The sequence below is a fragment of the Nocardioides speluncae genome (genome assembly GCF_003121585.1).
Classification (GTDB): Bacteria; Actinomycetota; Actinomycetes; order Propionibacteriales; family Nocardioidaceae; genus Nocardioides; species Nocardioides speluncae.
The window spans coordinates 376718-399881 of the sequence record NZ_QEOO01000037.1; the positions used below are offsets into that span (position 1 = coordinate 376718).

20 protein-coding genes are annotated in these 23164 nt (G+C 69.5%); 12 read left to right on the top strand and 8 right to left on the bottom strand.

Annotated features, from left to right (window positions below):
- Nucleotides 1-7: 7 nt before the first annotated feature.
- The gene (locus tag DDV73_RS21590; protein WP_109509308.1) at nucleotides 8-1804 is read left to right on the top strand and encodes an acyl-CoA dehydrogenase; all 1797 of its coding nucleotides are present in this window, start codon (nucleotides 8-10) and stop codon (nucleotides 1802-1804) included.
- Between the two features lie 12 nt (nucleotides 1805-1816).
- Here the strand turns inward: DDV73_RS21590 and DDV73_RS21595 are convergent, their stop codons facing one another.
- Nucleotides 1817-3118: a tetratricopeptide repeat protein gene (locus DDV73_RS21595; protein ID WP_109509309.1), complete on the bottom strand. Its 1302-nt coding sequence runs from the start codon at nucleotides 3116-3118 to the stop codon at nucleotides 1817-1819.
- 65 nt (nucleotides 3119-3183) lie between these two features.
- Complete coding sequence (locus tag DDV73_RS21600) at nucleotides 3184-4689, bottom strand: DUF4331 domain-containing protein (RefSeq protein WP_109509310.1); 1506 nt, start codon at nucleotides 4687-4689, stop codon at nucleotides 3184-3186.
- 162 nt (nucleotides 4690-4851) lie between these two features.
- On the opposite strand from DDV73_RS21600, the gene ychF reads away from it, so the two are divergent.
- Nucleotides 4852-5928 carry a redox-regulated ATPase YchF gene (gene ychF, locus DDV73_RS21605; protein WP_109509311.1) on the top strand — a complete coding sequence of 359 codons (1077 nt, stop codon included), beginning with the start codon at nucleotides 4852-4854 and terminating at the stop codon, nucleotides 5926-5928.
- 6 nt (nucleotides 5929-5934) lie between these two features.
- Here the strand turns inward: ychF and DDV73_RS21610 are convergent, their stop codons facing one another.
- Nucleotides 5935-6279 carry a hypothetical protein gene (locus DDV73_RS21610; RefSeq protein WP_154402852.1) on the bottom strand — a complete coding sequence of 115 codons (345 nt, stop codon included), beginning with the start codon at nucleotides 6277-6279 and terminating at the stop codon, nucleotides 5935-5937.
- Nucleotides 6280-6510: 231 nt separating this feature from the next.
- Between DDV73_RS21610 and DDV73_RS21615 the strand changes: the two genes are divergently transcribed.
- Complete coding sequence (locus DDV73_RS21615) at nucleotides 6511-7767, top strand: sulfite oxidase (RefSeq protein WP_109509313.1); 1257 nt, start codon at nucleotides 6511-6513, stop codon at nucleotides 7765-7767.
- 41 nt (nucleotides 7768-7808) lie between these two features.
- Here the strand turns inward: DDV73_RS21615 and DDV73_RS21620 are convergent, their stop codons facing one another.
- Nucleotides 7809-8180, bottom strand: a complete 372-nt coding sequence (locus tag DDV73_RS21620; RefSeq protein WP_109509314.1) for a VOC family protein — start codon at nucleotides 8178-8180, stop codon at nucleotides 7809-7811.
- Between the two features lie 73 nt (nucleotides 8181-8253).
- Here DDV73_RS21620 and DDV73_RS21625 point away from each other — a divergent pair, with 73 nt between their 5' ends.
- The 3 genes from DDV73_RS21625 (at nucleotide 8254) to DDV73_RS21635 (ending at nucleotide 10306) form a co-directional block, all read left to right on the top strand.
- Nucleotides 8254-8769 (top strand): GNAT family N-acetyltransferase, encoded by a 516-nt coding sequence (locus DDV73_RS21625; protein WP_161962495.1) that lies wholly within the window; start codon nucleotides 8254-8256, stop codon nucleotides 8767-8769.
- A 9-nt stretch (nucleotides 8770-8778) separates the two neighbouring features.
- A complete protein-coding gene (locus tag DDV73_RS21630; protein ID WP_109509316.1) occupies nucleotides 8779-9240 on the top strand; it encodes a methyltransferase family protein in 462 nt (153 codons plus the stop codon).
- Between the two features lie 94 nt (nucleotides 9241-9334).
- Complete coding sequence (locus tag DDV73_RS21635; RefSeq protein WP_240617398.1) at nucleotides 9335-10306, top strand: EamA family transporter; 972 nt, start codon at nucleotides 9335-9337, stop codon at nucleotides 10304-10306.
- On the opposite strand, the gene DDV73_RS21640 is transcribed toward DDV73_RS21635, so the two are convergent.
- The 4 genes from DDV73_RS21640 to DDV73_RS21655 form a co-directional block, all read right to left on the bottom strand.
- Nucleotides 10272-10820: a Uma2 family endonuclease gene (locus tag DDV73_RS21640; RefSeq protein ID WP_240617399.1), complete on the bottom strand. Its 549-nt coding sequence runs from the start codon at nucleotides 10818-10820 to the stop codon at nucleotides 10272-10274. The genes DDV73_RS21635 and DDV73_RS21640 overlap by 35 nt on opposite strands.
- 111 nt (nucleotides 10821-10931) lie before the next feature.
- A complete protein-coding gene (locus DDV73_RS21645; protein WP_161962496.1) occupies nucleotides 10932-14012 on the bottom strand; it encodes a S8 family serine peptidase in 3081 nt (1026 codons plus the stop codon).
- Nucleotides 14013-14282: 270 nt separating this feature from the next.
- Nucleotides 14283-15356 carry a hypothetical protein gene (locus tag DDV73_RS21650; protein ID WP_109509319.1) on the bottom strand — a complete coding sequence of 358 codons (1074 nt, stop codon included), beginning with the start codon at nucleotides 15354-15356 and terminating at the stop codon, nucleotides 14283-14285.
- A 10-nt stretch (nucleotides 15357-15366) separates the two neighbouring features.
- Nucleotides 15367-16062, bottom strand: coding sequence for a TetR/AcrR family transcriptional regulator (locus DDV73_RS21655; protein WP_161962497.1), 696 nt, complete (start codon nucleotides 16060-16062; stop codon nucleotides 15367-15369).
- Nucleotides 16063-16262: 200 nt separating this feature from the next.
- On the opposite strand from DDV73_RS21655, the gene DDV73_RS21660 reads away from it, so the two are divergent.
- The 6 genes from DDV73_RS21660 to DDV73_RS21685 are packed head-to-tail and all read left to right on the top strand — an operon-like array spanning nucleotide 16263 to nucleotide 23120.
- A complete protein-coding gene (locus DDV73_RS21660; RefSeq protein ID WP_109509321.1) occupies nucleotides 16263-17051 on the top strand; it encodes an ABC transporter ATP-binding protein in 789 nt (262 codons plus the stop codon).
- Entirely contained in the window at nucleotides 17048-17884 is an 837-nt protein-coding gene (locus DDV73_RS21665; protein WP_109509322.1) for an ABC transporter ATP-binding protein, read from the top strand. Before DDV73_RS21660 ends, DDV73_RS21665 begins: the two co-directional genes overlap by 4 nt.
- Nucleotides 17881-19734, top strand: coding sequence for an AMP-dependent synthetase/ligase (locus DDV73_RS21670; protein WP_109509323.1), 1854 nt, complete (start codon nucleotides 17881-17883; stop codon nucleotides 19732-19734). Before DDV73_RS21665 ends, DDV73_RS21670 begins: the two co-directional genes overlap by 4 nt.
- On the top strand, nucleotides 19731-20618 hold the full coding sequence (locus DDV73_RS21675) for a branched-chain amino acid ABC transporter permease (protein ID WP_109509324.1): 888 nt from the start codon (nucleotides 19731-19733) through the stop codon (nucleotides 20616-20618). Before DDV73_RS21670 ends, DDV73_RS21675 begins: the two co-directional genes overlap by 4 nt.
- Nucleotides 20615-21790, top strand: coding sequence for a branched-chain amino acid ABC transporter permease (locus DDV73_RS21680; protein ID WP_240617400.1), 1176 nt, complete (start codon nucleotides 20615-20617; stop codon nucleotides 21788-21790). The genes DDV73_RS21675 and DDV73_RS21680 overlap by 4 nt, the downstream gene beginning before the upstream one ends.
- Before the next feature lie 43 nt (nucleotides 21791-21833).
- Nucleotides 21834-23120, top strand: a complete 1287-nt coding sequence (locus DDV73_RS21685) for an ABC transporter substrate-binding protein (RefSeq protein ID WP_154402853.1) — start codon at nucleotides 21834-21836, stop codon at nucleotides 23118-23120.
- The last annotated feature ends 44 nt before the right edge of the window (nucleotides 23121-23164 follow it).

The following is a 23164-nucleotide window of genomic DNA, read 5'->3' on the forward strand; positions in this document are numbered from 1 at the left end:
TGGGGGCATGCCTTCGACCGTGATGTCCGCGCGTGACCTCGAGTTCCTGCTCTACGAATGGCTCGACGCGGAGGGGCTGGCGAAGCGGCCGCGGTTCGCCGAGCACTCTCGCGACACGTTCGACGGCCTGCTCGAGCTGTGCGAGCGGCTCGCGACAGAGCACTTCGCGACGCACCTGCGCAAGGGCGACGACGAGGAGCCGACGTACGACGGCAGCACCGTGCATCTGATCCCGGAGATCAAGGAGGCGGTCGACCGGTTCGCGCAGGCCGACCTGCTGGGGCTGTCGATGGACGAGGAGGTCGGCGGGCTGCAGGTCCCACACCTGGTCAGCTCGGCCTGCATGGCCTGGTTCTTCGCCGCCAACCCGAGCACGGCCGGCTACCCGATGCTCACCGTCGGCAACGCCAGCCTGCTGGTCGCCCACGGCTCACAGGAGCAGGTCGACACCTGGGTACGGCCGATGCTGGCGGGCCGCTTCCACGGCACCATGGCGCTGTCCGAGCCGGACGCCGGCTCCAACCTCGCCGACATCTCCACCCGCGCGGAGCCGGCCGACGACGGCAGCTACCGGCTGTTCGGCCGCAAGATGTGGATCTCCGGCGGCGACCACGAGCTCGGCGAGAACATCGTGCACCTGGTCCTGGCCAAGCTCCCCGACGCGCCTCCTGGGACCAAGGGCATCTCGCTGTTCATCGTGCCGAAGTACCTCATGAACGACGACGGTTCGCGCGGCGAGCGCAACGACGTGGTGCTGGCCGGCCTGAACCACAAGCTCGGCTACCGCGGCACCGTCAACACCGCGCCGGTGTTCGGCGACGGAGCCTTCCGTCCCCGCGGCGCGGCCGGTGCGGTCGGCTACCTCGTCGGCGAGCCGCACCGAGGCCTGCCCTACATGTTCCACATGATGAACTCCGCCCGGCTGAGCATCGGTCTCGGTGCCGCGGCGACCGGCTACACGGCGTACCTCAAGTCGCTGGAGTACGCGCGCCAGCGGCCGCAGGGCCGCCCGCTCGGCGCCGGCGACCCGGCCACCCCGCAGGTGCCGATCGTCGAGCACGCCGACGTCCGCCGGATGCTGCTCGCGCAGAAGGCGTACGCCGAGGGCGCGCTGGCGCTGGTCCTCTACTGCACCCGGCTGCTCGACGAGCAGGAGACCGCCGAGACCGACGAGGAACGGGCAGCCGCCGGCGCGCTGCTCGACGTACTCACCCCGATCGCGAAGTCCTGGCCGTCGCAGTGGTGCCAGGAGGGCAACAGCCTGGCGATCCAGGTGCTGGGCGGGGCCGGCTACACCCGCGACTACGACGTCGAGCTGCACTGGCGCGACCAGCGGCTGAACCCGATCCACGAAGGCACCCACGGCATCCAGGCACTCGACCTGCTCGGCCGGAAGGTGCTCGGCTCCGGCGGTGCCGGGCTGCTGACGCTCGGCGGCCGGATCGAGGAGACGGTACGCCGCGCCGCCGAGGCCGGCGGCGAGGCGGCCGACCTCGGCGTCCAGCTCAAGGCCAGGCTGGACCGCGTCGGCGAGGTCACCGCCGCGCTCGGCGGCCTCGGCGACGTGGAGCGGATGCTTGCCAACGCGTCGGTCTACCTGGAGGCGACCGGCCACCTGGTCGTGGCCTGGCTCTGGCTGGAGCAGCTCCTCGCGACCGACGAGCGGCCCGGCGCCTTCTACGACGGCAAGCGCCAGGCCGCCCGCTACTTCTTCCGCTGGGAGCTGCCCAAGGTCGGCCCCCAGCTCGATCTGCTCGCGTCCGGTGACACCACCACCCTCGAGATGCGGGACTCCTGGTTCTAGGCCAATAGCCCGCTAGGCCGGCAGCCGGTTCAGCACCCGGCTCGCTCGCTCGGTCTGCCACGGCGAGCTGCCGGTGGCCAACCGGAGCCCGTAGCGGAGGTGCCGCCGGGCCTGGTCGGTGAGGCCGAGGGCGGCCTCGATCTGCCCGAGGTGCAGCCAGAGCACACCGTCCGCCGTCCCGAGCCGGGTGGCCTGGCGAGCGAACGTCAGGGCCTCGCGGTGACGCCCGTTCCGGTGCAACGCCCAGGCCAGCGTGTCGGCCACGTGGACGCCGCGGGCGTGCTGCCAGGCGTCGCGCGCGGCGGCGAGCGCCACCCGCTGTTGCCCGTGGTCGGCGAGGAACAGAACCGCATCCAGCTCCACGCTGAGGGTCTGCCGGTCCATCCCGAGGAAGGCGGACCGGAGGGCCTCGATCTCCCGGGCGGCTCGCTGCTGGTCGCCGAGGACGGCGTACAGGTCGGCGACCTCGACGAGGTTCTCGGAGTGGGGCGCTTGCTCGCTGATCCGCTCCCAGCGGCGTACCGCCGCGGTCAGCCGTCCTTCGGCCACGTCCAGCCTGGCCCGGGAGAGCTCCGCGGGCAGGTAGTCGGGCTGGATGACGTGCACCTGGTCGAGCAGGTCGGCCGTCACCGCCAGCCGCCCTCGGCGCCGCTCCACGTCGGCCAGCATCGTCAGCAGGTGAGCCTGCTCGGCACCCGTCACCGTGCTGGCGCTGCGCCGCAGCAGCGACGCCGCGGCCGGGAGGTCGCCGCGCAGCTCATGGGCGTAGACGTACCGGGCCGTGATCGGTACGCCGGGCTGACGGGCGTCGGCGGTCCGCAGGGCCGTGAGCTGCTCGGGGTACCGGCCGAGCTCGGCCAGTGCGTCGGCCCGGATGGCCAGTGCGGTGGGGTCGTAGGGGTCGATCGCGAGCGCCTGGTCGGACTTGTCCAGGGCGGTCTCGAAGGCGTGGGCGGCCGCGGCCAAGGAGGCGTCGGCGGCGAGGGCGGCGGCGTTCTGATCGGGCTTGATCCGCAGTGATCGGCGTACAGCCTGGTCGGCGCGGTCATAAAGGGCTGCGTCGCCGGTGACCCGCGCCTGTTCGACGTAGGCGCGGGCGAGCAGTGCCCAGCTGCGGTGGTCCTCAGGTAGGCGGCGGACGGTGTCGCGGAGGGCGTCCACGACCACCGAGACGTCCTGTCCTTCGCCCGGGTTGACGGCCAGGTTCTGCGGCGCGACCTGCGGCGGCGCGGCCGGGTCGCTGGCAGCGAGCCCGAGTCCACCCGACACCGCGAGGACGAGTGCGAGGCCGAGGGTGATGGCGTACTTGCGCATGTGCGGTTCCTTTCTGGGAGGTCCGGGCCGCGCGCCATGCGCGGCCCGGACGCGGGTGGTTGGGTTCAGCCGGCCAGCTGCGGCGCGTGGCGACGACGGCTCGCGCGGACCAACAGGATGGTTCCGGCGAGGAGGCCGGCGCCGCCGGCGCCGGTCATGACGGTCGAAACGATCGAGCCTTCCATCCGGTCGAGCAGGCCCTGCGACTCGCTTGCCCCAGGGGCGGCCGTCGGGTGCGGGTCCTCGTTGCTGCCGCTGGCGGGCAGCGCCAGGTACGGGAACTTCGTGCCGAACGACCGGTCGTTGCGCGCGACCCCGTCCGAGAGGTCGTTCGGCGCCCCGACGAGCTCACCCTCGACCACCTGGAGTGAGACGTCGATGACGTCGTCGGCGAGCCGTCGGCCGTTCGGGAAGCCCTGGTTGTCGCCGCCGATCACGCCCAGCCGGTTCGGCCGCTCCGTGACCGGGGTGGTCAGGTTGAGCCGCAGCTGCTCGCTCGGCGTGACATTCTTGGGCTTGTTGATCCCGTCGACGCCGGTGAGGAACACCGAGACCAGGTCGTTGCGCGGCTCGGCCGGCGCGGGCACGCCGTACACGCCCTCGATCAGCTTGGGCAGCTCGGGCTTGGTGACATAGCTCAGGAACTGGCCGTCGCCGCTCGGCCGAGAGGCGTTGAACCGGTTCTTGTCCTTCAGCGGGATCACCACCTCGTTGACCAGCGGCATCCCGAGCCGGGACACCTGGCGGTACTTGCCACTCACGCCGCGACGATCGGTGGTCGACCAGATCCCGACGACCGGGTTGTCGGCAACCTTGTAGTTCTTCGCCAGCGCCATCCGGGGCACCTGCAGTGCGACGGAGTTGACGTTGAAGCCGGCCAGCGTGTCGTCGCCGGCCTCGGAGAAGTCACCGCCGTACAGCAGGTCGAATACCCGCAGGTCGAGGAAGAACGGGTCGTCGGCCTGGCCCGCGAACGAGCGGTACCGGCCACCCGGGCCGGCCTTGGTCACGCCCTCCGTGCGCAGCTTGGCGTAGTCGGGCATGGACGCCTTGCCGATGTTGGACGGTACGACGCGGCGGTCCTTGACCAGCACCGTCGCCTTGCCGTGGGCGATCCGCGTCAGCCGGTAGGTCTGGTAGAAGTTCAGGTTCTTGTCACCGAGCGAGGTGACGGGGCCGTTGGCGTAGAGGAACGTCTTCTTGTTGACGAAGTGGTTCCGGAAGGTCCACCGGAACGTGATGTCGGCCTTGGCGTCGCCGTTGTTGTCGACCTTGATGTTGTAGCGGGCGTCGGTCGCGAACGAGTAGAAGTTCGGCCCACCGGCGGGCTCCTCGAACGGGATCCAGTTGGCGATCAGCGTGACCGAGTCGGGCCGCTCCGGGCTGCGGAACGCGTAGACGTCGGTCGTGTCGTACTTCGGAAGCCCTGCGATCAGCGGTGCCTCGCGGTGGCTCGAAGCGGTAGCGGTGTTGGGCCCGAGCCCGGCAAGGCCGGTGGCCAGAAGGAGGCCGCCGGCTCCGAGGACGGCGAGGGCGGTCCTGGCCGGCTTCGGGTTGGAGCGGAGTTTCATGAGCTTTCCCTTCCCCTGTGCTGGCCCTGGTGGCCAGCACCACAGGAAGGACTTCGGCGCGAGTCCCGGACCGGATCGCCCGAGGAAGGTAAACATTGCTGGCCTGCGCGGACGGCGAAGCGATTCGGACTGGGACGCTCGGCGGCAATAGACTCCCCGCCCGTGGCACTCACCATCGGCATCGTCGGACTCCCGAACGCAGGAAAGTCGACGCTCTTCAACGCTCTGACCAAGAACGACGTCCTCGCGGCGAACTACCCGTTCGCGACGATCGAGCCGAACGTCGGCGTGGTCGGGGTCCCCGACGACCGGCTGCCGCGCCTCGCCGAGGTCTTCACGTCGGCCCGGACTTTGCCGGCGACCGTGGAGTTCGTGGACATCGCCGGCATCGTGCGCGGCGCTTCCGAGGGGGAAGGGCTCGGCAACAAGTTCCTCGCGCACATCCGTGAGTCCGCCGCGATCTGCCAGGTCACCCGGGTCTTCCGCGACGAGGACGTCACCCACGTCGACGGCGAGGTGAATCCCGCCAACGACATCTCCACGATCCAGACCGAGCTGATCCTCGCCGACCTGCAGACCCTGGAGAAGGCGATCCCGCGGCTGGAGAAGGAGGCTCGCGGTAAGAAGGAGCTGGCCGCCAACCTGGCCGCCGCGCGCGAGGCGGTCGAGGCGCTGGAGTCCGGTACGCCGATCATCGCCACCAAGATCGAGCGCGACCTGATCCGCGACCTGTCGCTGATGACGGCCAAGCCGTTCATCTACGTCTTCAACTGCGACGCCGACGAGCTCGCCGACGACAAGCTCAAGACCAAGATGCAGGAGCTGGTCGCGCCGTCCGAGGCGATCTTCCTGGACGCCAAGTTCGAGGCCGAGCTGGTCGAGCTCGACAACGACGAGGAAGCCCGCGAGATGCTGGCCGAGATGGGGGTCGACGAGCCCGGTCTCGACGTACTCGCCCGGGTCGGCTTCGACACCCTCGGCCTGCAGACCTACCTGACCGCCGGCCCCAAGGAGACCCGGGCCTGGACCATCCCCAAGGGCGCCACCGCCCCCGAGGCCGCCGGAGTCATCCACACCGACTTCCAGCGCGGCTTCATCAAGGCCGAGGTCGTCGCTTTCGACGACCTCGTCTCCCTCGGCTCGATGGTCAAGGCCAAGGAAGCCGGCAAGGTCCGCATGGAAGGCAAGGACTACGTCATGCAGGACGGCGACGTCGTGGAGTTCCGCTTCAACGTCTGATTCCGTCTAACGCCGGCTGTCTGCGTACTCGTCCTGAATGACGCCTGCGTTTACCCATCGATCCGGTCGCGCGCCGACGCGGGCTGACGCCGAGTGGAGTTCGGCCACGTCGGAGACCAGGCCCAACTCCAGCCCGTCCTCCGAACACTCGTCGACAGGCGTGAACTCGTAGACGTCGAGGTAGTCGTCTGTGCCATCGTCGTTGACGCGGAACAATCTGAGGGAGATCCCCGCGTCCTGAGGTCTGGCGTCGAGCCACGCAAACACGCCGGGCTCTGAGGGGATCCGTTGCTCGGCGGCCGCACCGCGTCTGAAGGCGCCGGTGAGCTGGACTTCGGACAGATATCGCACGACCGCACGCTAGTGGGGAACTCGCCGCGTGCCCAGGCGACTATTCGCGGCGCAATGCGGTGGAGTTCCGCTTCAACGTCTGACGTCTGGTTTGGTGACACGGGTGTGTCGCTAAAGCGGCGGTTAGTGACACAGCTGGATCACCAACGCCGCGACCCCTCTCGCCCACGCGGTGCTTGACCCCACCTGGCGTTTGTTGACTTTCTCAATGAGATTGGTTGAGATTCAGGTATGCCTGCCGCTGGATGGAACGACGAGGCCGCGTACGACGCCGAGCGAGCGGTGTCCCGGCGCCGGGTGTTGCAGCTGTTGGCGGCGGCGCCACCGCTGCTGGCCACGTCGGGCTGGCTCCCGCCGCCCGCCGGCGCACAAGCGGTGCAGGCAGCGCCGACGATCGTGAAGCCGCTCCCGCCCGAGTGGTTCAACGTGCTGGGCACCAACGCCGAGATGCGGTGGGACGCATTCCGCGGCCAGGGCTTCACGGTGCCGAACGAGCGCTTCTTCGTCCGCAATCACACCTCGACGCCCGCGATCGACGCGGAGAGCTGGCGGCTGCAGGTCTTCGGCTCCGGGCTGCGGCGGCCCGAGGGCATCTCGCTGAGCTACCGCGACCTGCGCCGGATGCGGTCGCGCACCGTCATCGAGGCGGTCGAGTGTGCCGGCAACGGGCGCCGGTTCTTCCGCGACCAGCAGGGCACGCCGGCGGCAGGCACGTCGTGGAGCCTCGGCGCCATCGGCGTCGCCCGGTGGAAGGGCGTGCCGCTGGCCGACATCCTCGATCGGGCGGGGCTGCGGCCTACGGCGGTCGACGTGATGCCGGAGGGGCTCGACGCGACCGTTGTCAGCGGCGGCGTCGACCAAGGCCATGTGCGGCGGCCACTGCCGGTGGGCAAGGCGCTCGACGACGTGCTGGTGGCCTACGAGATGAACGGCGAGCCGCTGCCGCCCGACCACGGCTTCCCGGCCCGGCTGGTGGTCCCCGGGTGGGTCGGCATCGCCTCGATCAAGTGGCTCGGCCGGATCGAGGTGGCCGACCAGCCGCTGTTCTCGCCCTGGAACACCACCTCCTACCGGATGACCGGCCCGACCTACCCACCCGACTCGCCGCCGCTCACCACCCAGCTGGTCAAGAGCGCCTTCGAGCTGCCGTGGGACGCGACGCTGCCGGCCGGCGAGCGCACCGTCCTGCACGGGCGCTCGTGGTCCGGCGTGGCGCCGATCAGGCGGGTCGATGTCAGCCTCGACGACGGCGCCACCTGGCGCCCTGCCCACCTCCACCACTCTGACCGGGGCCGGTCCTGGACCCGCTGGAGCGTTCCGTGGACTCCTCGCTCCGGCGACGCCGGCCCTCGCCGCCTCATCGCCCGCGCCACCGACCGCACGGGCGCCACCCAGCCCGCCACCGTCCCCTTCAACGATGCCGGCTACCAGTTCTGGGCCACCGTCCGCCACCCGATCACCGTCGGCGGCACGCGGGCCGACCGCTAGCGCGGTGGATCGAAGTCACCAGATGACTCCGATCCACCGCACTATGCCGTCGGTGACCGGTCGGCGTACTCCACCAGGCAAAACTCGTGACCCTCGGGGTCGGTCATCACCACGACGGTCCCTGCGGCGTACTCGTGCCGCTCGTCGGTGGGCCGGCCGCCGAGGGACTCGACCTGGGTGATCGCGGCGGCGAGGTCGTCGACCTCGACATCGAGGTGGATGCGCACCTTGCCCGGGTTGGGCTCGGGGACCGGCTGGAACACGAGCCGCGGCAGCGGGTCGGCGCGCTCACCGAGGTAGACCCAGCCCTCCTCGCTCGGGCCGGGCTCACGCCCGAGGAGCTCGCTCCAGAACCGTGCGACCAGCGCGGTGTCGACGCAGTCGATCGTGACCCCGGACCACCTGTTCGCCATGTCCCGGAGTCTAGGGTCGACGGCGCGTCGGTCTGACGAAGCGGCCGCGGAGGCGTACGAATGGACTGTGCCCATGCCCCCGATCCGGATCGTGCTGCTGACCACGTCAGACCAGGACGACCTTCTCGCCTTCGAGCAGACCAACCGTGAGTTCTTCGCGAAGGCGGTCGGCGACCGCGGTGACGCGTTCTTCGCCGAGTTCCCGCGCCGCCTCCGCTCACTGGTCGACGAGAACGACCAGGGCCGGTCGCTGTTCTTCGTAATCCGGGACGCGCTGGACGACGTCGTCGGGCGGGTCAACCTCGCCGACATCGACACCGGCGAGCCGGAGCTGGGCTACCGGATCGCGGAGGCGGCGGGCGGCCGCGGCTACGCGACCGAGGCGGTCCGGCTCGCCATCCGGGCGGCGGCCGCGGCCGGCGTACGCAGGGTCAAGGCGAAGGCGACCGCCGACAACCACGCCTCCCACCAGGTGCTGCTGGCCAACGGCTTCCGGCGCCTGGACGGCGGGGAGCCCGCCCACCTCGACGTCGACGGCCGGCTGCTCGACGCCGTGCATTTCGAGGCGCAGGTGGGAGCCCCCGTCTAGGCTCGACCCATGCCTGTGGTCCCGCCGCCCCTGTACGCGCTAGGCGCTGGCGTGGTCCAGCACTTCCTCGCCCCCGACCGCGGCGCGGGCAGACGCTCTGGAGCGCTCCGCAAGGTTGCCGCCGCCGGGGTCGGTGCGGCCAGCGTCGGCCTGCTCGCGGCCACCTCCGCGAGGTTCCGCAGCAACCACACGACCTTCGAGCCGTTCGACCCCTCGAAGGCGTCCACCCTGGTGACCGACGGGCCCAACGCGTTCACCCGCAACCCGATGTACGTCGGCATGGCCGGCCTGCTGACCGCCCACGCCATCGCGCGCGGCGGGCTGTTGACGCTGGTGCCGGTGGCCGGCTTCGTGGCGGTGATCGACCGGGTGCAGATCGCCGCCGAGGAGCAGGCGCTGACCACGCTGTTCGGCGACGAGTACGCGGCGTACCGCGCCCGGGTGCCGCGTTGGCTCGGCCCGCCCGGCTGAGCGCCGCGACGACCGACTTCTGCCAGATTTCGTCGACTCTCGGCCAATCCTTGCCGAGGCGCAATATCCGGGCGCATTCGTAGGTTGCGTCCCCGTGGACACTCGAGCAAAGGTCGGGCTGGTAGCGGCAGCGCTGCTGGTCGTGTACGTCGTCTGGGGGTCGACCTATCTGGCGATCCGGGTGGTCGTCGAGGAGATGCCGCCGCTGGTCGGGATGGGCGGCCGCTTCGTGGCCGCCGGACTGCTGCTCGGCGCCCTGCTGAAGCTGCGCGGTGTCGACCTCCGGGTCACCCGTGCACAGTTGGCCGGTGCGGCGCTGCTGGGGCTGCTGCTGCCGCTGCTCGGCAACGGTTTCGTCGCCATCGGCGAGGACCTCGGGGTGACCAGCGGGGTGGCGGCGCTGCTTGTCGCCGCCGTGCCGCTCTTCGTCACCTTCTATCGCTTCCTTGCCGGAGACTGGCCTTCGCCGTGGTCGGTGCTCGGCGTCGTGCTCGGGTTCGCAGGTCTCGCGTGGCTGGTACTCGGTGGCCGTGACCAGGGAGATGTGCCGCTGGCCGGCGCCGCGATCGTGATCGCGGCGAGCTCGTTCTGGGCGTTCGGCTCCTGGGTGCAGCCACGGCTCACGCTCCCTGAGAACGCCTTCGTGCTGGCCGTCCACGAGATGTGGACGGGCGGCGTGATGATGATCGCGCTCGGACTCCTGCGCGGCGAGCGCCTCGACCCGACGACGTACGGCGGGGAGACCTGGCTCGCCTGGTCGTATCTGGTCGTCTTCGGCTCCGCGCTGGCGTTCAGCGCGTACGTGTGGCTGCTCGCCAATGCGCCGATCGGCCTGGTCGCGACCTACGCCTACGTCAACCCGGTGGTCGCGGTGCTCCTCGGCTGGCTGATCCTCTCCGAGCAGATCACCAGCGCCGTGGTCGTCGGCGGCCTGGTCATCGTCATGGCTGTCGCCATCGTGATCACGGTGGAACGCGCGCCGAAGCGCAGGAAGGACGTAGGGCCGCCCGCCGTACCCGAAGCGGCAGGCGCTACGGCAGGAGGTCCGCCAGCTCGATCTCGATAGCGAACGGCGCGCTCAGGCGGAGTGTGTCCCGGACGATGCCGGCCGGAGCATAGGCCCGGGTCGGGCCGTCGAGTTCGTAGACATGCACAGCCGGCTGGCCGTCCTCGTCCTCGATCAGCCAGTAGTGCGCGATCCCGGCCGCGGCGTACTTGCGCAGCTTCACCTCGCGGTCACGGTGCGCTGACTCGGGGGAGACGACCTCGACGGCGAGGATTACATCACCGGGCGGATACCAGGTCCGGCTCGGTTCGTACGTCGCCGTTGTCACCAGCAGGTCAGCCTCGGGTCGGTTCCGCGCGTCGATACGAATCGTCATCTCGCGGTCGATCTCAAGCCCGTCTGGAGCTTGCTTCCGCAGCCTGACCTCGAGCTGCGTCAACAGGCGGCCATGCCAGGAGCGTTGCGGCGACATCATGAATACGAGGGCCCCGTCGATGAGTTCGGTGTGGCGCGGCGCATCGGGAAGGTGGTCGAGGTCCTCCGCGAACCAGCCTTCGGGGCGCGGTGGGCGCATCCAGTCAGGCAGAGCCGTCATGGTGATCAGGGTATCCGCTGAGTACGACGAACGGCGGGTGCGGTGGCCCCGAGGCCACCGACCCGCCGCACGTCAGGCGAAGCATCCCGGTTACGGAATGCCCGTCGTCACCTCACAGGACAGCGCGCTGTCGGTGCCGGCGCCGCCGGTGCAACGGTCGAAGCCGGTGCCGCCGTTGTGCCGGTCGTTGCCCGCCTCACCGAAGAGCCGGTCGTTGCCGGCCTCGCCGAGCATGTTGTCGTTGCCGGTGCCGCCGGCGATCGCGTCGTTCCCGGCGCCACCACGGAGTGCGTCGTTGCCGCCCACGCCCCGCACGGTGTCGTTGCCGCCGTTCCCGCGCAGGTCGTTCACCGACGCGCCACCGACGATGTTGTCGTTGTGCGCCGACCCTCGGGCGTTCTCGATCGACAGCACCGTGTCGTTGCCCTCGCCGCCGGTCACGTGGCTGGTGCCGAGGTTGACCACGACCGCCGACGGAGCGAACTCGTAACCAACCGTGTCCGTGCCATCGAGGCCGTTGATGATGTCGTTCCCGGCGCGACCCCGGAGGAAGTCGTTGCCGAGGTTGCCCTCCAGCTTGTCGTTGCCGGAGCCACCATCGACGGTGTCGTTGCCCGCTCCCGCGATCACGGTGTTGGGCCCGGTGTTGCCCCTCACATTGTCGTTGTGCGGGCTGGCGATGACGTTCTCGACGAGCACGATGGTGTCGCTGCCGGCACCACCGGTCGCGGTGTTGGACACCAGGTTCACCGTGACCCCGGACGGCGCGTCCGAGTAGGTGATGCTGTCGGTGCCCGCCTCACCACGGAGCTGGTCGTTGCCCGGACCGCCGCGGAGGTTGTCGTTGCCGACCCAGCCGTCGAGGTGGTCGTTGCCCGCCCCGCCGCTGATGGAGTCACCAACATCGTCGTTGCTGCCGCCGCCCGGGTTGCCGAGCAGAATGTCGTTGCCATCACTGCCGAAGATGCTGTCCGACCCGGATCCGCCGAAGACGATGTCGTCGCCGGTGGAGCCGTTGATCAGGTCGTTGCCCGCGTCACCGCAGATCCGGTCGTTGCCGCCGAGACCGTTGATGGTGTCGTTGCCGGCTCCGGCCACGATCACGTCGACACCAGCGGTGCCGGTGATGTTGTCGTTGCCGGTGGTGCCGACCCGGGTCGCCGCGACGCCCTGACACGTTGGCGGGGGCCCGTTCTCGATGTGCAGGTTGAGCAGGCCGTTGCTGGCCGCGAACCCGTCCACCTTGATGGCGTACGTCGTACCGCCGTTGACCGGGAACGTCACCGAGCTGCGGAAGCCCGTCCCGCTGTCGTCGTCGGCGGCGATGTTGACCAGTGACCCGATCGTGTTGCCGGTGTAGACCGCGAGTGTCGTGTCGAAGGTCGTCACGAACGTGCCGCTGTCCTCGGTCGAGATGGTCGCGGTACCGGTGGTAGCCGGTGTCCACCGCCACCAGACGCCGTTGTCGAGGCTGAACGGCCCCGGCTCACCGGGCTCGGTGTCCGAGCAGACGGTGAAGTCGAAGTCGTTGATCGGGCCGTTGCCGCCAAAGACCTCCGCGTTGGCGAAGTCGTTGTTGTTGACGGTTCCGGTCGCCGCGTCCAGCACGTTGATCCGCTTCCGGGTCACCCCGTTGCGGGTCACGTTGACGCCGGTCGCGTCCAGCCGTCCGGCAGCCGCGGCGTTGGTGATCGGCACGCCGTTGCCGTCGACGCACTCGCGCAGCAGCGCGAACGAGCCGGTGACGTGCGGCGTCGCCATCGACGTACCGTCCTTCGGACCGTGGTTGTTGGTCGTCGGGACGGCGGCGTCGATGTTGACACCCGGCGCCCACCAGCGCAGACCAGCGCTGGAGTTGGTGAAGCCCGCCGGTACGTCGGCATCGCTGGTCGCCCCGATGGCCATTGCGTTGGTCGCACAGCCCGGGAAGCTCATCGAGTTGTTCGAGCCGTTGTTGCCGGCCGCGACCACGACCGCCACGCCGGCCGCCTGGAGCTGGCCGAACAGGTTCACCGTGGTCGGGTCGACCGCGTTGCAGGCCGCCTGGTTGGCGACGGTGAACGTCGCGTTGGTGCCGATGCTGAGGTTGACCGCCGCGAGCCGCGGGAACGGCCCGTTGCGCAGGTTCAGCGTGTGCTGGAGCGCGGTGTCGATCGCGGAGAACTGCGCCGTCCAGCGCGGGCTGGTCGGGTTGTCCTGAGCGACCTTCAGCGCGATGATCCCGGCCCCCCGGGCGACGCCCTCGTGACCGCCGGCGAAGAAGCTGCCGGCCGCGATGCCGCCCACGTGGGTGCCGTGGTCACAGTCGGTGGAGTGCGTGCACTCCTCACCGCTGCCGGCGACCGTGGTGAAGTCGGTGCCGCCGGGGCAGGAGTTGTCGGTCACCGAGCAGGCCTGCGACACGATCCGGCCGGTGAAGGCGTTGTGGCCGCCGTCCACGCCGGAGTCCATGATCGCGACCTGGAAGCCGCCGGGGCCGCCGCTGAAGCCGTTGCCGAGGACGCCGGTGGCGTTGAGCAGGTCGGAGTCGATCACCGCGGTGCTCGAGGCGAGGGTGCTCTCGGCCTGACGGTCGAGGACCACCGAGACCACGTTGCTGTCGGCGAGCAGCTTGTTGAGGCCGGCCGAGCTCACGTCGTACACGGCGGAGGGGACCGAGGCGAGCTCGCTGTGCTTGACCGAGCCGGTGCCGGCGAGGGTGGCCTGCAGGCCGTCGAGCGAGTCGGCGATGGCCGAGCGCTGCGCGCGGACCTGCGCCTTGCTGAGCTTGGCCTCCAGCCGTTGCGTGGCGTCGGTCATCACGATGACGCGGGCGCTGCCGTCGGCGGCGAGCGCCTTGCGGACGGCCGCGACCTGGGTGGCGTCCGGCGCGGTCGGCAGTGCGAGCGCGGCCGGGTCCTGGATCGTCGGCACCAGCTTGTCGCCGACGTCGGGCTTGGGCAGGCCGTCCGGCTTCCCGAGCGTGGGGTCAAGGGGTTTGGTCTTGTTTGACTCCTTGGCCACATCGCCGGAGGCGGAGTAGCCGTTGTAGCCGTCGAACTCGGCGCGGGCGGGCCCGCCCTGAGGGTCGGAGGCCGCCGCTGCGGTCGTGGCGGAGCTGCTGGCAGGGCTGCCGGCGGTCGCGACCGGAGCGGAGATGACGGCCGCCGCACCGAGAAGCAGAGCGGTCATCACCCCCGCTCCACATCGCGGCCGACGAACGGCCCGCAAAGGCGTGGACATCATGGTGCTCCCGTCAGTCGGAATGGGCCGAGGTCATGCCGGCCCGATCCGGACGTGCACCTCGAACTCCAGAGGAGCGCCGTTGCAATGCAATGAATACAGCGGACCTGGGGTTGTCTAGACCTGTGACCGCTCAGCCGAATCGCGCCGGGATCGGGCCACGAGTCGGACGAGGAGGTACAAACGGGTCCCCAGCGTGCCCGGGGTCCTGCGCGATCGTCAGGAGAAGCGGGAGCGGGGCATCGAGAACACTGCGCGCCGGCCGGGGTACTCGGTCAGCGACCAGAGCAGGTCGGTCGACGGCCAGTAGGCGATGTCCTCGGGCCCGAACGGCGTGGACCAGCGGAACTGCTTGAGCTGGCCGGGCTTGCCGGCGTACACCGAGCCGAGGCCGAAGGGGCCGCGCGAGGAGGTGACGTACCAGGTGTCGTTGACGACCACGGCGCCCTGCATCCCGGCCACGCCGCCGGGGTCGAGCTGGAGCGGCCGCGCGTGGCCGTCCTCGCCGCTGCTGATGTGGAAGGTCTCGGGGTCGAGCGGGAAGCGGGTCAGCCGAGTGCTCTGCTTGCCGCGGCCGTACTCGCCGGCGATCAGCTCGGGAGCGCTGGCGGAGCGGTCGAGGGAGAGGAAGGAGTAGCGCATCCGCTCGTGCCCCTCGTCGGCCTCGGCCTGGTAGGAGAAGCGCACCGGCAGCACGTAGCGATAGCCGTACGTCGCCACCTCGCCGCGCAGCAGACCGTGGACGCCGAACTCGTCGATGTCGGCGACGTACAGGTCGTCGGGCACCCGCATCAGGTCGTCGAGCCGCGCGGTGTGGATCCCTTTGGAGGTCGCCGCGATGTGGAGGTACGGCCCGCACCAGACCACGCCACCCGCGTGCACCTTCAGCGGCTTCAGCTTCACCCGGCCCAGTGAGTCCCGGTCGGGCACCACGAGCAGCACGTGCCGGTAGCGCAGCGACTCGAGGTCGGTGAAGGTGACCCGGCAGCCCTTGTTGAGGTTGTTGAGGCTCTTGGAGTACCACGACGAGACCAGCACCTTGCGGCCGGCGATGTCCTCGGTGTCGGAGGCGTCGGCCGAGGTCGAGATGCCCTGCGGCCACCACCGCTCGCTGCGCTGGTCGACCTCGTCCCAGGCGAACGCGCTGCTGACAGCTCGGCCGAGGACCCGCTTCGGGTGGGCCTGCCGGTTGAGGTCGTCGAGTACGCCGTCGACGCCGACGCGACCGCCGAGCTTGTCGGCCAGCGCGTCGATCACTCCGGCGTTCTCGTCTGTACGACGCAGGAAGACCATGCCGGAAACCCTAGTCAGTCAGCGTGGATCCCTGTCGGCTGAGCGTGCCGGCGCGGACGGCCGTGATCACGCCGGGGGAGGCGCCGACCAGGTGCGCGATCAGGTCGAGGTAGTGGTCGGCGACCTCGTCGGGGGTCATGTCGCCGCGCTCGGGCCGGTACCAGACCGGGATCGCCTGCACCATCCCGAGCACGGCGCGCGACGCCTCTCGCGGATGGGTCACGTCGAAGATGTGCGCCGCGGCAGCCTGCTCGATCGACTCGGTCAGCTGGAGCTCGAACTCCCGCCGCCGGGCGGCGTACACCGAGCGCTCGGGCTCGGTGAGTGCCCGGAGCTCGTAGTGCATCATCGCCAGCGGTCCGCCGTGGACGACGACGCGCAGCAGGCCCTCGATCATCGCGAAGAACCGCTGGTGCGGTGCGGGACCGGTGGCCGCCAGCGCGGCCGAGCAGACCCGGCCGACATGGTCGAGCGACTGGTTCAGGAGGTCGACGAGGATCGCCTCCTTGTTGGCGTGGTGGTAGTAGAGCGAGGGCACCGTCACCCCGACCCGGCGGGCGATGTCGCGCACCGACGTGCCGTGGAAGCCCTGCTCGCTGAACGCGTCGAGCGCCGCGCTCAGGATCGGCGGCAGGTCGACCTCCACCGACTGGCGCCAGTCGGCATCGGGCGCGGTCAGCGACTGGGTTGCGGTGGGCGGGGCCATGTCCTCCATCTTTACCGTCTCTCCGAAAATCTTATTTAGCGCTCGCTAGGCAGACACCTCGAATATCGTACCTATGATGTGATGACCATCACCGTCAAGGTCGTTTCAACGCTCGGACGAACCTCTTGCCGACTGAACGAGCGCTAGATAGGCTCCGCACCGCGTGATGGGGGTCACAGACCGTTTTCCGGAGGGTGCCCGTGTTAGCTGTTCAGAACCTGGAAGTGGTGTACGACGACGTCGTCCTCGCGCTGCGGGGCGTCAGTCTCGAGCTGCCTGACGGCAAGATCGTTGCCCTGCTTGGCGCCAACGGAGCCGGCAAGTCGACCCTGCTGCGCGCCCTGTCCGGGCTGCTCGACATCCACGACGGCGAAATCCGCAAGGGGTCGGTGACCCTCGACGGCACCGACATCGGCGAGCGCAAGCCCGCCGACTTCGCACGGCGCGGGATCAAGCACGTGCTCGAGGGCCGCCGGGTCTTCAAGGAGCTGACCGTCGAGGAGAACCTCCGCGTCGGCGCCTACACCGCCCGCAGCAAGCTGGCCGAGAACACCGAACGCGTCTATGGCCTGTTCCCGAAGCTCGCCGACATGCGCCGCAGCACGGCCGGATATCTGTCCGGCGGCGAGCAGCAGATGCTCGCGATCGGCCGGGCGCTGATGTCCGACCCCCGCTACCTGCTGCTCGACGAGCCGAGCCTCGGGCTGGCCCCGATGATCGTCGCCCAGATCCGCGACATCGTCGTCGAGATCAACAGCCAGGGCACCGGCGTACTCCTGGTCGAGCAGAACGCGGCGATGGCGCTAGAGATCGCCAGCCACGGCTACGTCATGGAGAACGGCCGGATCGTGATGGACCGGCCCGCGGCCGAGCTGCTCAAGGACCAGGACGTGCGCGAGTTCTACCTCGGCCTTGGAGCCGAGGGCGAGGTGAAGTCGTCGTTCCGCGACGTCAAGCACTACCGGCGCCGGAAGAGGTGGGCCTCATGACCGACATCGACACAGCCGAGCCGCTGCTGGTCTTCGACGACGTCAACCTGAGCTTCGGCTCGGTCAAGGCCGTCAACGGGGTGAGCTTCGCGGTGCAGCCGAAGGAGCTGTTCGCGATCATCGGCCCCAACGGCGCCGGCAAGACCAGCGTCTTCAACGTGCTCTCCGGCGTCTACCGGCCGCAGCGCGGCAGCGTCACCCTGGACGGCCGGCAGCTGGTCGGGATGCGGCCGCCGAAGATCGCGAAGCTGGGCATGGCCCGGACCTTCCAGAACATCGAGCTGTTCAGCAACCTGACCGTGCTCGACAACCTGATGCTCGGCCGCCACCAGCACATCTCGTACGGCGCGCTGGCGGCGTTCGCGTGGGTTGGGCCGGCCCGACGGCAGGAGCACCGGCACCGGGCGGTCGTCGAGGACATCGTCGACTTCCTGCAGCTGGAGCAGTGGCGCAAGATGCCGGTCGGGCTGCTGCCGTACGGCGTACAGAAGCGGGTCGAGCTGGGCCGGGCGCTGGCGATGGAGCCCAAGCTGCTGCTGCTCGACGAGCCGGTCGCCGGCATGAACCTCGAGGAGACCGAGGACATGGCCCGGTTCATCCTCGACATCCGCGACGAACTGCACATCCCGATGATCATGGTCGAGCACGACATGGGCCTGGTGATGGACCTGGCCGACCGGATCCTGGTGGTCGACTTCGGTACGCCGATTGCCACCGGCACCCCGCAGGAGATCCAGAGCAACCCGGACGTGATCCGCGCCTACCTCGGCGGCGACCACCAGACCGAGGCTGCGACCGACGGCCCGGCTCTCACCAAGGAGGCGGCCGGATGACCACGCTGACCACCACCGCGACCACGACCCTGGTGACCCGGGTCCGGGACCGGGCGACGGCCACGCCGAACGCGGTCGCGATGCGGCACAAGAGGCTGGGCGTCTGGCAGGAGATCACCTGGGCGACGTACTGGGACCGGATCCAGACCGTGGGCCATGCCCTGCTCGCGCTCGGCATCGAGCCCGGCGACCGGGTCGGCGTCCAGAGTGAGAACCGTCCGGAGTGGCTGATCCTCGACCTGGCGACGGTGGCCGCGCGCGGGGTCACGGTCGGTCTCTACCCGACCAACCCGGAGGCCGAGGTCCGCTACCTGCTGACCCACAGCGGCGCCCGGATCCACCTGGCCGAGGACCAGGAGCAGCTCGACAAGGCGCTGGCCGCGGCCGACGACTGTCCCGAGCTGGAGCGAATCGTCTACCTGGAGTCGCGGGGGATCAAGGGCAGGTACGACGACCCGCGGCTGCTGTTCTGGGAGGACCTGGTCCGGATCGGCGCCGAGCACCGCGCCGCGCATCCCGACCTCCTCGACACGCGGGTCGCGGCGGCCGAGCCGGACGACATCGTGACGCTGGTCTACACCTCCGGAACCACCGGTCCGCCGAAGGGCGCGATGCTCAGCGTCGGCAACGTCGAGTTCGCTGCCGAGACGCTGATGAGTGGCGAGGGCGCGGTCTCGCCGCCCGCCAGCGAGAGCGACCTGGTGCTCTCCTACCTACCGCTGTGCCACGTCGCCGAGCGCTTCTTCACCACCTGGTTCAGCGCGTTCGGCGGGGTGCAGGTGAACTTCGCGGAGTCGATCGACACGGTCCCGCAGAACCTGCACGAGGTGCAGCCGACGCTGTTCTTCGCCGTACCCCGGATCTGGGAGAAGCTGCTCGCCGCAGTCCGGATCAAGGCCGACTCGGCGTCTTGGCTGAAGCGGCGCTGGGCGCGCTTCTGGCTGGCTCGTGCGGATCGCCTCGGCGCCACCCTGGTCGCTACCGGCGGCCGGCACACCGCGTCCAGCCGGCTGGTGTACGCCGTCGGCTGGCTGCTGTTCTACCGGGCGCTCAAGGACCGGCTCGGGCTCCGGGAGGTCCGGCACGCCACCTGCGGCGCGGCACCGATCGCGCCCGAGGTGCTGACCTTCTTCATGGGCATCGGGGTTCCGATGCACGAGCTCTACGGGATGACCGAGAACACCGCGATCGCCACCCGCAACGTCGACGGCCGGATCAAGGTCGGCACGGTCGGCGAGCCGTACGACGGGATCGAGCTGCGCATCGACGAGGAGTCCGGCGAGATCCTGACCCGGCACGGCGCGGTGTTCGCGGGCTACTGGCGCGACCCGGAGGCGACCGCGCGGACCGTCGACCCGGACGGCTGGCTGCACACCGGCGACGTCGGCGAGTGGGTCGACGGCACGCACGTGCGGATCACCGACCGGCTCAAGGACATCATCATCACCGCGGGCGGCAAGAACGTCGCGCCGTCGGAGATCGAGAACGCGCTCAAGGCATCGCCGTACATCAAGGAGGCGGTGGTGGTCGGCGACGGCCGGAAGTACCTCACTGGCCTGATCGGGATCGAGCTGGACACCGTGGGGGAGTGGGCCCAGCAGCGGCACATCTCCTACACCACCTACCGCGACCTGTCCGAGCGGCCGGAGGTGCTTGAGCTGGTCGACGGCATCGTGCGCGAGGTCAACGAGCGGTTCAGCTCGGTGGAGCAGCTCAAGCAGTTCCGGATGCTGCCCAAGGAGCTCGACCACGAGGACGGCGAGCTCACCGCGACCCAGAAGGTCAAGCGGTCGGCGATCAGCAAGACCTTCGGAGACCTGATCTCCTCGATGTACGGCGGTGCGGCGTGACGGCGTTCCTGGAGGCAGTCGGCGAGGGGCTCGGGACCGGTTCGGTCTACGCCCTGCTCGCACTCGGCTTCGTGATCATCTACAAGGCGATGCAGGTGATCAGCTTCGCCCAGCCGGCGTTCATGCTGGCCGGCATCGTCCTGGTCAGCTATCTCGCTGAGTCCGTCAACTTCTGGGCTGCGGTGCCGATCGCGGTGGCCGCGGTCGCGCTGCTGGCGCTGGCGGTCGAGCGGGTCGCGATCCGGCCGATGGTCGGCAAGGCGGTATTCGTGATCGCGATCATCACCCTCGGCGTCGACGTCGTGGTCCGCGTCGTCGCGGGGGCGTTCATCGGTGTCGACCCGCGGTCGGTGGGCGACCCGTGGGGTCAGGAGGTGGTCAACGTCGCAGGCATCGATATGGCGCAGCGCAACGTCGCTGCGCTGATCGCGATGGTGGTGGTCGGCGGCTTGCTGTTCGCGTTCTTCCGGTTCACCCCGATCGGGCTCGCGATGCGTGCCTCGGCGCTCGACCAGGAGGCTGCGATGGCGCAGGGCGTCAACGTCGGCACCGTGTTCGCGACGTCCTGGGCGCTGGCCGGCGGCCTCGCGGCCGTGGCAGGCGTCTTCGCGGCGACCGGAGGCCCGATCGACCAGAACATCTGGATCGTGGCCCTTGCCGCGCTGCCGGTGATCATCCTCGGCGGGCTCGACTCGCTCGGCGGCGCCGTGCTCGCCGGACTGCTGATCGGGGTGGTCCAGGCGGTGGTCGCGACCTACCAGCGCGACTGGGTGCCGTCCTTGGAGACCAACGCCGGTCCGATCGTGCCCTATCTGGTGATGATGCTGGTGCTCCTCGTCCGCCCGTACGGGCTGTTCGGGACCAAGGAGGTGGAGCGGGTATGACCACTCCAACGGATGAGAAGACGACGTCGTTCTCCGGTCATCAGCTCGAGGAAACCACGCGTCGGCCGCGTCGGATCTGGGGCCGGCCCGGCCTGGTCACGGCGTACGCCCAGGACATGGCGTTCTTCGACACCCGCGCCAAGCTGGTCGCCGTCTGTGCCCTGGTTGCCATCGCCGCACTGATGCCGCTGCAGCTCGAGGACGACATCCTCAAGCTGCTGGCCACTGGTTTCGTCCTCGCGATCGGCGCGATCGGCCTGAACCTGGTCACCGGGTACGCCGGCCAGGTCTCGCTGGGTCATGCCTTCTTCGTCGGCGTCGGCGCGGTCACCGCGGCGGTGCTGAACGGAGACCCGGACGGCCGACGGCTCGGCTACGGCATTACCTTCCTTCCGGCCTGGATGCTCGGCGCCGGACTGGTCGCCGCCGTGTGCGGCGCCATCGTCGCCCCGCTGGCGACCCGGCTGCGCGGGCTGTATCTCGCCATCGTCACGCTCGGCCTGGTCTTCATCGGCCAGTACATCTTCGCGGAGTGGCGCGAGGGCACCGGCGGCAGAGGAGTCGGCCGCGACGCCGCCGTACCGACCCTCGGCGACGTGGACCTCACCGTCAACGGTGCCTACACCGAGGAGCAGAAGCTCTACTGGCTGATGCTGGTGATCCTCGTGATCTTCGCGGTCCTGGCTCGCAACCTGGTCCGGTCCAAGGTCGGCCGGGCATTCGCTGCTGTCCGCGACCGCGACATCGCAGCCGGCGTGATGGGTGTCCAGCTCGGTCGCTACAAGCTGCTCGCGTTCACGATCTCGTCGTTCTACGCCGGCGTGTGCGGATCGCTGCTGTACGCGGCGGACGGGCACTTCTCGCCCGACGAGTTCAACCTCGGGATGTCGGTGCTGTTCATCGCGATGATCCTGATCGGCGGGGCCGGCACCATCTCCGGCTCGATCATGGGCGCGATGCTGCTCGCCCTGCTGCCGCGGATCGCGAGCGAGCTGCCCGGGTTCTTCCCGTTCATCTCCGACCGGTCGACCGAGCACCCGAACATCTTCGAGGTCGAGACGGCGCTGTACGGCGTACTCATCATCGCGTTCCTGCTCTTCGAGCCGCGCGGCCTCTACGGCATCTGGCACCGGATCAGGACCTATTGGAAGAGCTTCCCCTTCTCGTACTGAAGGGGCAGGACGGCACCCACGGGGGCCAAAACTAGGAGGAACAGTGAAGAGAACCGCAACTCGGCTGGGGGTGGCCCTGGCCGTCGCCTCGCTGTTGATGACCGGCTGCGGCCGTGACGATGACAACGGCAGCGGTGCCGCCCCGGGCGTGACCGACGAGCCGTGCCCCGAGGCCGTCGACAAGGAGAAGGGCTGCATCTACCTCGGTGTGCTCAGTGACTTCACAGGCGTATTCAAGGGTGTAGGCGTGCCCTTCTCCGAGGGTCAGAAGGCCTTCTGGAAGAAGGTCAACGAGGACGGCGGCATCGGCGACTACGAGGTGGACGTGACCAAGTACGCCAAGGACTCGGCGTACGACCCGGACAAGCACGCACAGCTTTTCGGCGAGATCCAGGACGACATCCTGGCTGTCGCCCAGTCGCTCGGCACCGCCCACACCAACGCGATCTTGGGTGATGCCGAGAAGGAGGACATAGTGATCGCGCCCGCGTCGCTGGCGTCCAGCTGGCAGTTGGTCGACAACGTCCTCGAGGTGGGTTCGAACTACTGCGGTGACGCGATGAACTCGGTCGACTACGCGGTGGACGAGCTCGGCGCCAAGGGTGTGGCCGTGGCCCACTTCCCCGGCGACTACGGCGACGATGCCGCGGTCGGTGCGAAGGTGGCCGCCGAGGCCCGCGGGATCGACTTCACCGACGTCCCGTCCGAGCCCGGTGCCGCGGACAAGCAGGCGTCCGTCGTCGCCGGAATCCTCAAGGCGGACCCGGATGTGGTGCTCGTGGCGACCGGCCCGATCGAGATGGCCTCGATCGTCGGCGGCCTGGCACAGAAGGGCTTCACCGGCAAGATCATCGGCTCCATCCCGACCTGGAACATCGCGCTGCTGGGGGAGAAGAAGCTGGTGCCTGCACTACAGGCGCTCTACCTGCAGGCGACGAGCTTCCAGACCTGGGAGGCCGACACGCCCGGCTATGAGGCGATGCGGGCTGCCGCCGGTGAGACGCCGCCGAGTGACTGGTACGCCCTCGGCTACGGCAGTGGCTACGTGATGCAGGCCGTGATCGAGAAGGCGATCGAGGACGACGACCTGACTCGCGAGGGGATGCTGAACGCAGCCAAGTCGCTGGATGGTGTGGAGTCCGAGGGCATGCTGCCCGAGGGAGCCGCCAACTACGCCGGCGACCCGAACGACGCGGTGATCCGGGAGACTGCGTTCAACGCGGTCGACCCCACCACCGCGTCCGGCGTGAAGCAGGAGGTTGCTCCGTTCGTCGGACCGACCGCCAAGGATCACGACTTCAGTGAGAGCGCCTGCTACGAGCAGTACTGACACCTAGCCTGGGGGTCGAGCCTGTGCTCGGCCCCTAGGCTGGC

What these genes read in the sequence shown, in the direction of transcription:
- DDV73_RS21590 (WP_109509308.1), top strand. Translation starts at nt 8, where the DNA reads ATGCCTTCGACCGTGATGTCCGCGCGTGACCTCGAGTTCCTGCTCTAC.
- DDV73_RS21595 (WP_109509309.1), bottom strand. Translation starts at nt 3,118, where the DNA reads ATGCGCAAGTACGCCATCACCCTCGGCCTCGCACTCGTCCTCGCGGTG.
- DDV73_RS21600 (WP_109509310.1), bottom strand. Translation starts at nt 4,689, where the DNA reads ATGAAACTCCGCTCCAACCCGAAGCCGGCCAGGACCGCCCTCGCCGTC.
- DDV73_RS21615 (WP_109509313.1), top strand. Translation starts at nt 6,511, where the DNA reads ATGCCTGCCGCTGGATGGAACGACGAGGCCGCGTACGACGCCGAGCGA.
- DDV73_RS21620 (WP_109509314.1), bottom strand. Translation starts at nt 8,180, where the DNA reads ATGGCGAACAGGTGGTCCGGGGTCACGATCGACTGCGTCGACACCGCG.
- DDV73_RS21625 (WP_161962495.1), top strand. Translation starts at nt 8,254, where the DNA reads ATGCCCCCGATCCGGATCGTGCTGCTGACCACGTCAGACCAGGACGAC.
- DDV73_RS21630 (WP_109509316.1), top strand. Translation starts at nt 8,779, where the DNA reads ATGCCTGTGGTCCCGCCGCCCCTGTACGCGCTAGGCGCTGGCGTGGTC.
- DDV73_RS21640 (WP_240617399.1), bottom strand. Translation starts at nt 10,820, where the DNA reads ATGCGCCCACCGCGCCCCGAAGGCTGGTTCGCGGAGGACCTCGACCAC.
- DDV73_RS21645 (WP_161962496.1), bottom strand. Translation starts at nt 14,012, where the DNA reads ATGACCGCTCTGCTTCTCGGTGCGGCGGCCGTCATCTCCGCTCCGGTC.
- DDV73_RS21650 (WP_109509319.1), bottom strand. Translation starts at nt 15,356, where the DNA reads ATGGTCTTCCTGCGTCGTACAGACGAGAACGCCGGAGTGATCGACGCG.
- DDV73_RS21655 (WP_161962497.1), bottom strand. Translation starts at nt 16,062, where the DNA reads ATGGCCCCGCCCACCGCAACCCAGTCGCTGACCGCGCCCGATGCCGAC.
- DDV73_RS21665 (WP_109509322.1), top strand. Translation starts at nt 17,048, where the DNA reads ATGACCGACATCGACACAGCCGAGCCGCTGCTGGTCTTCGACGACGTC.
- DDV73_RS21670 (WP_109509323.1), top strand. Translation starts at nt 17,881, where the DNA reads ATGACCACGCTGACCACCACCGCGACCACGACCCTGGTGACCCGGGTC.
- DDV73_RS21680 (WP_240617400.1), top strand. Translation starts at nt 20,615, where the DNA reads ATGACCACTCCAACGGATGAGAAGACGACGTCGTTCTCCGGTCATCAG.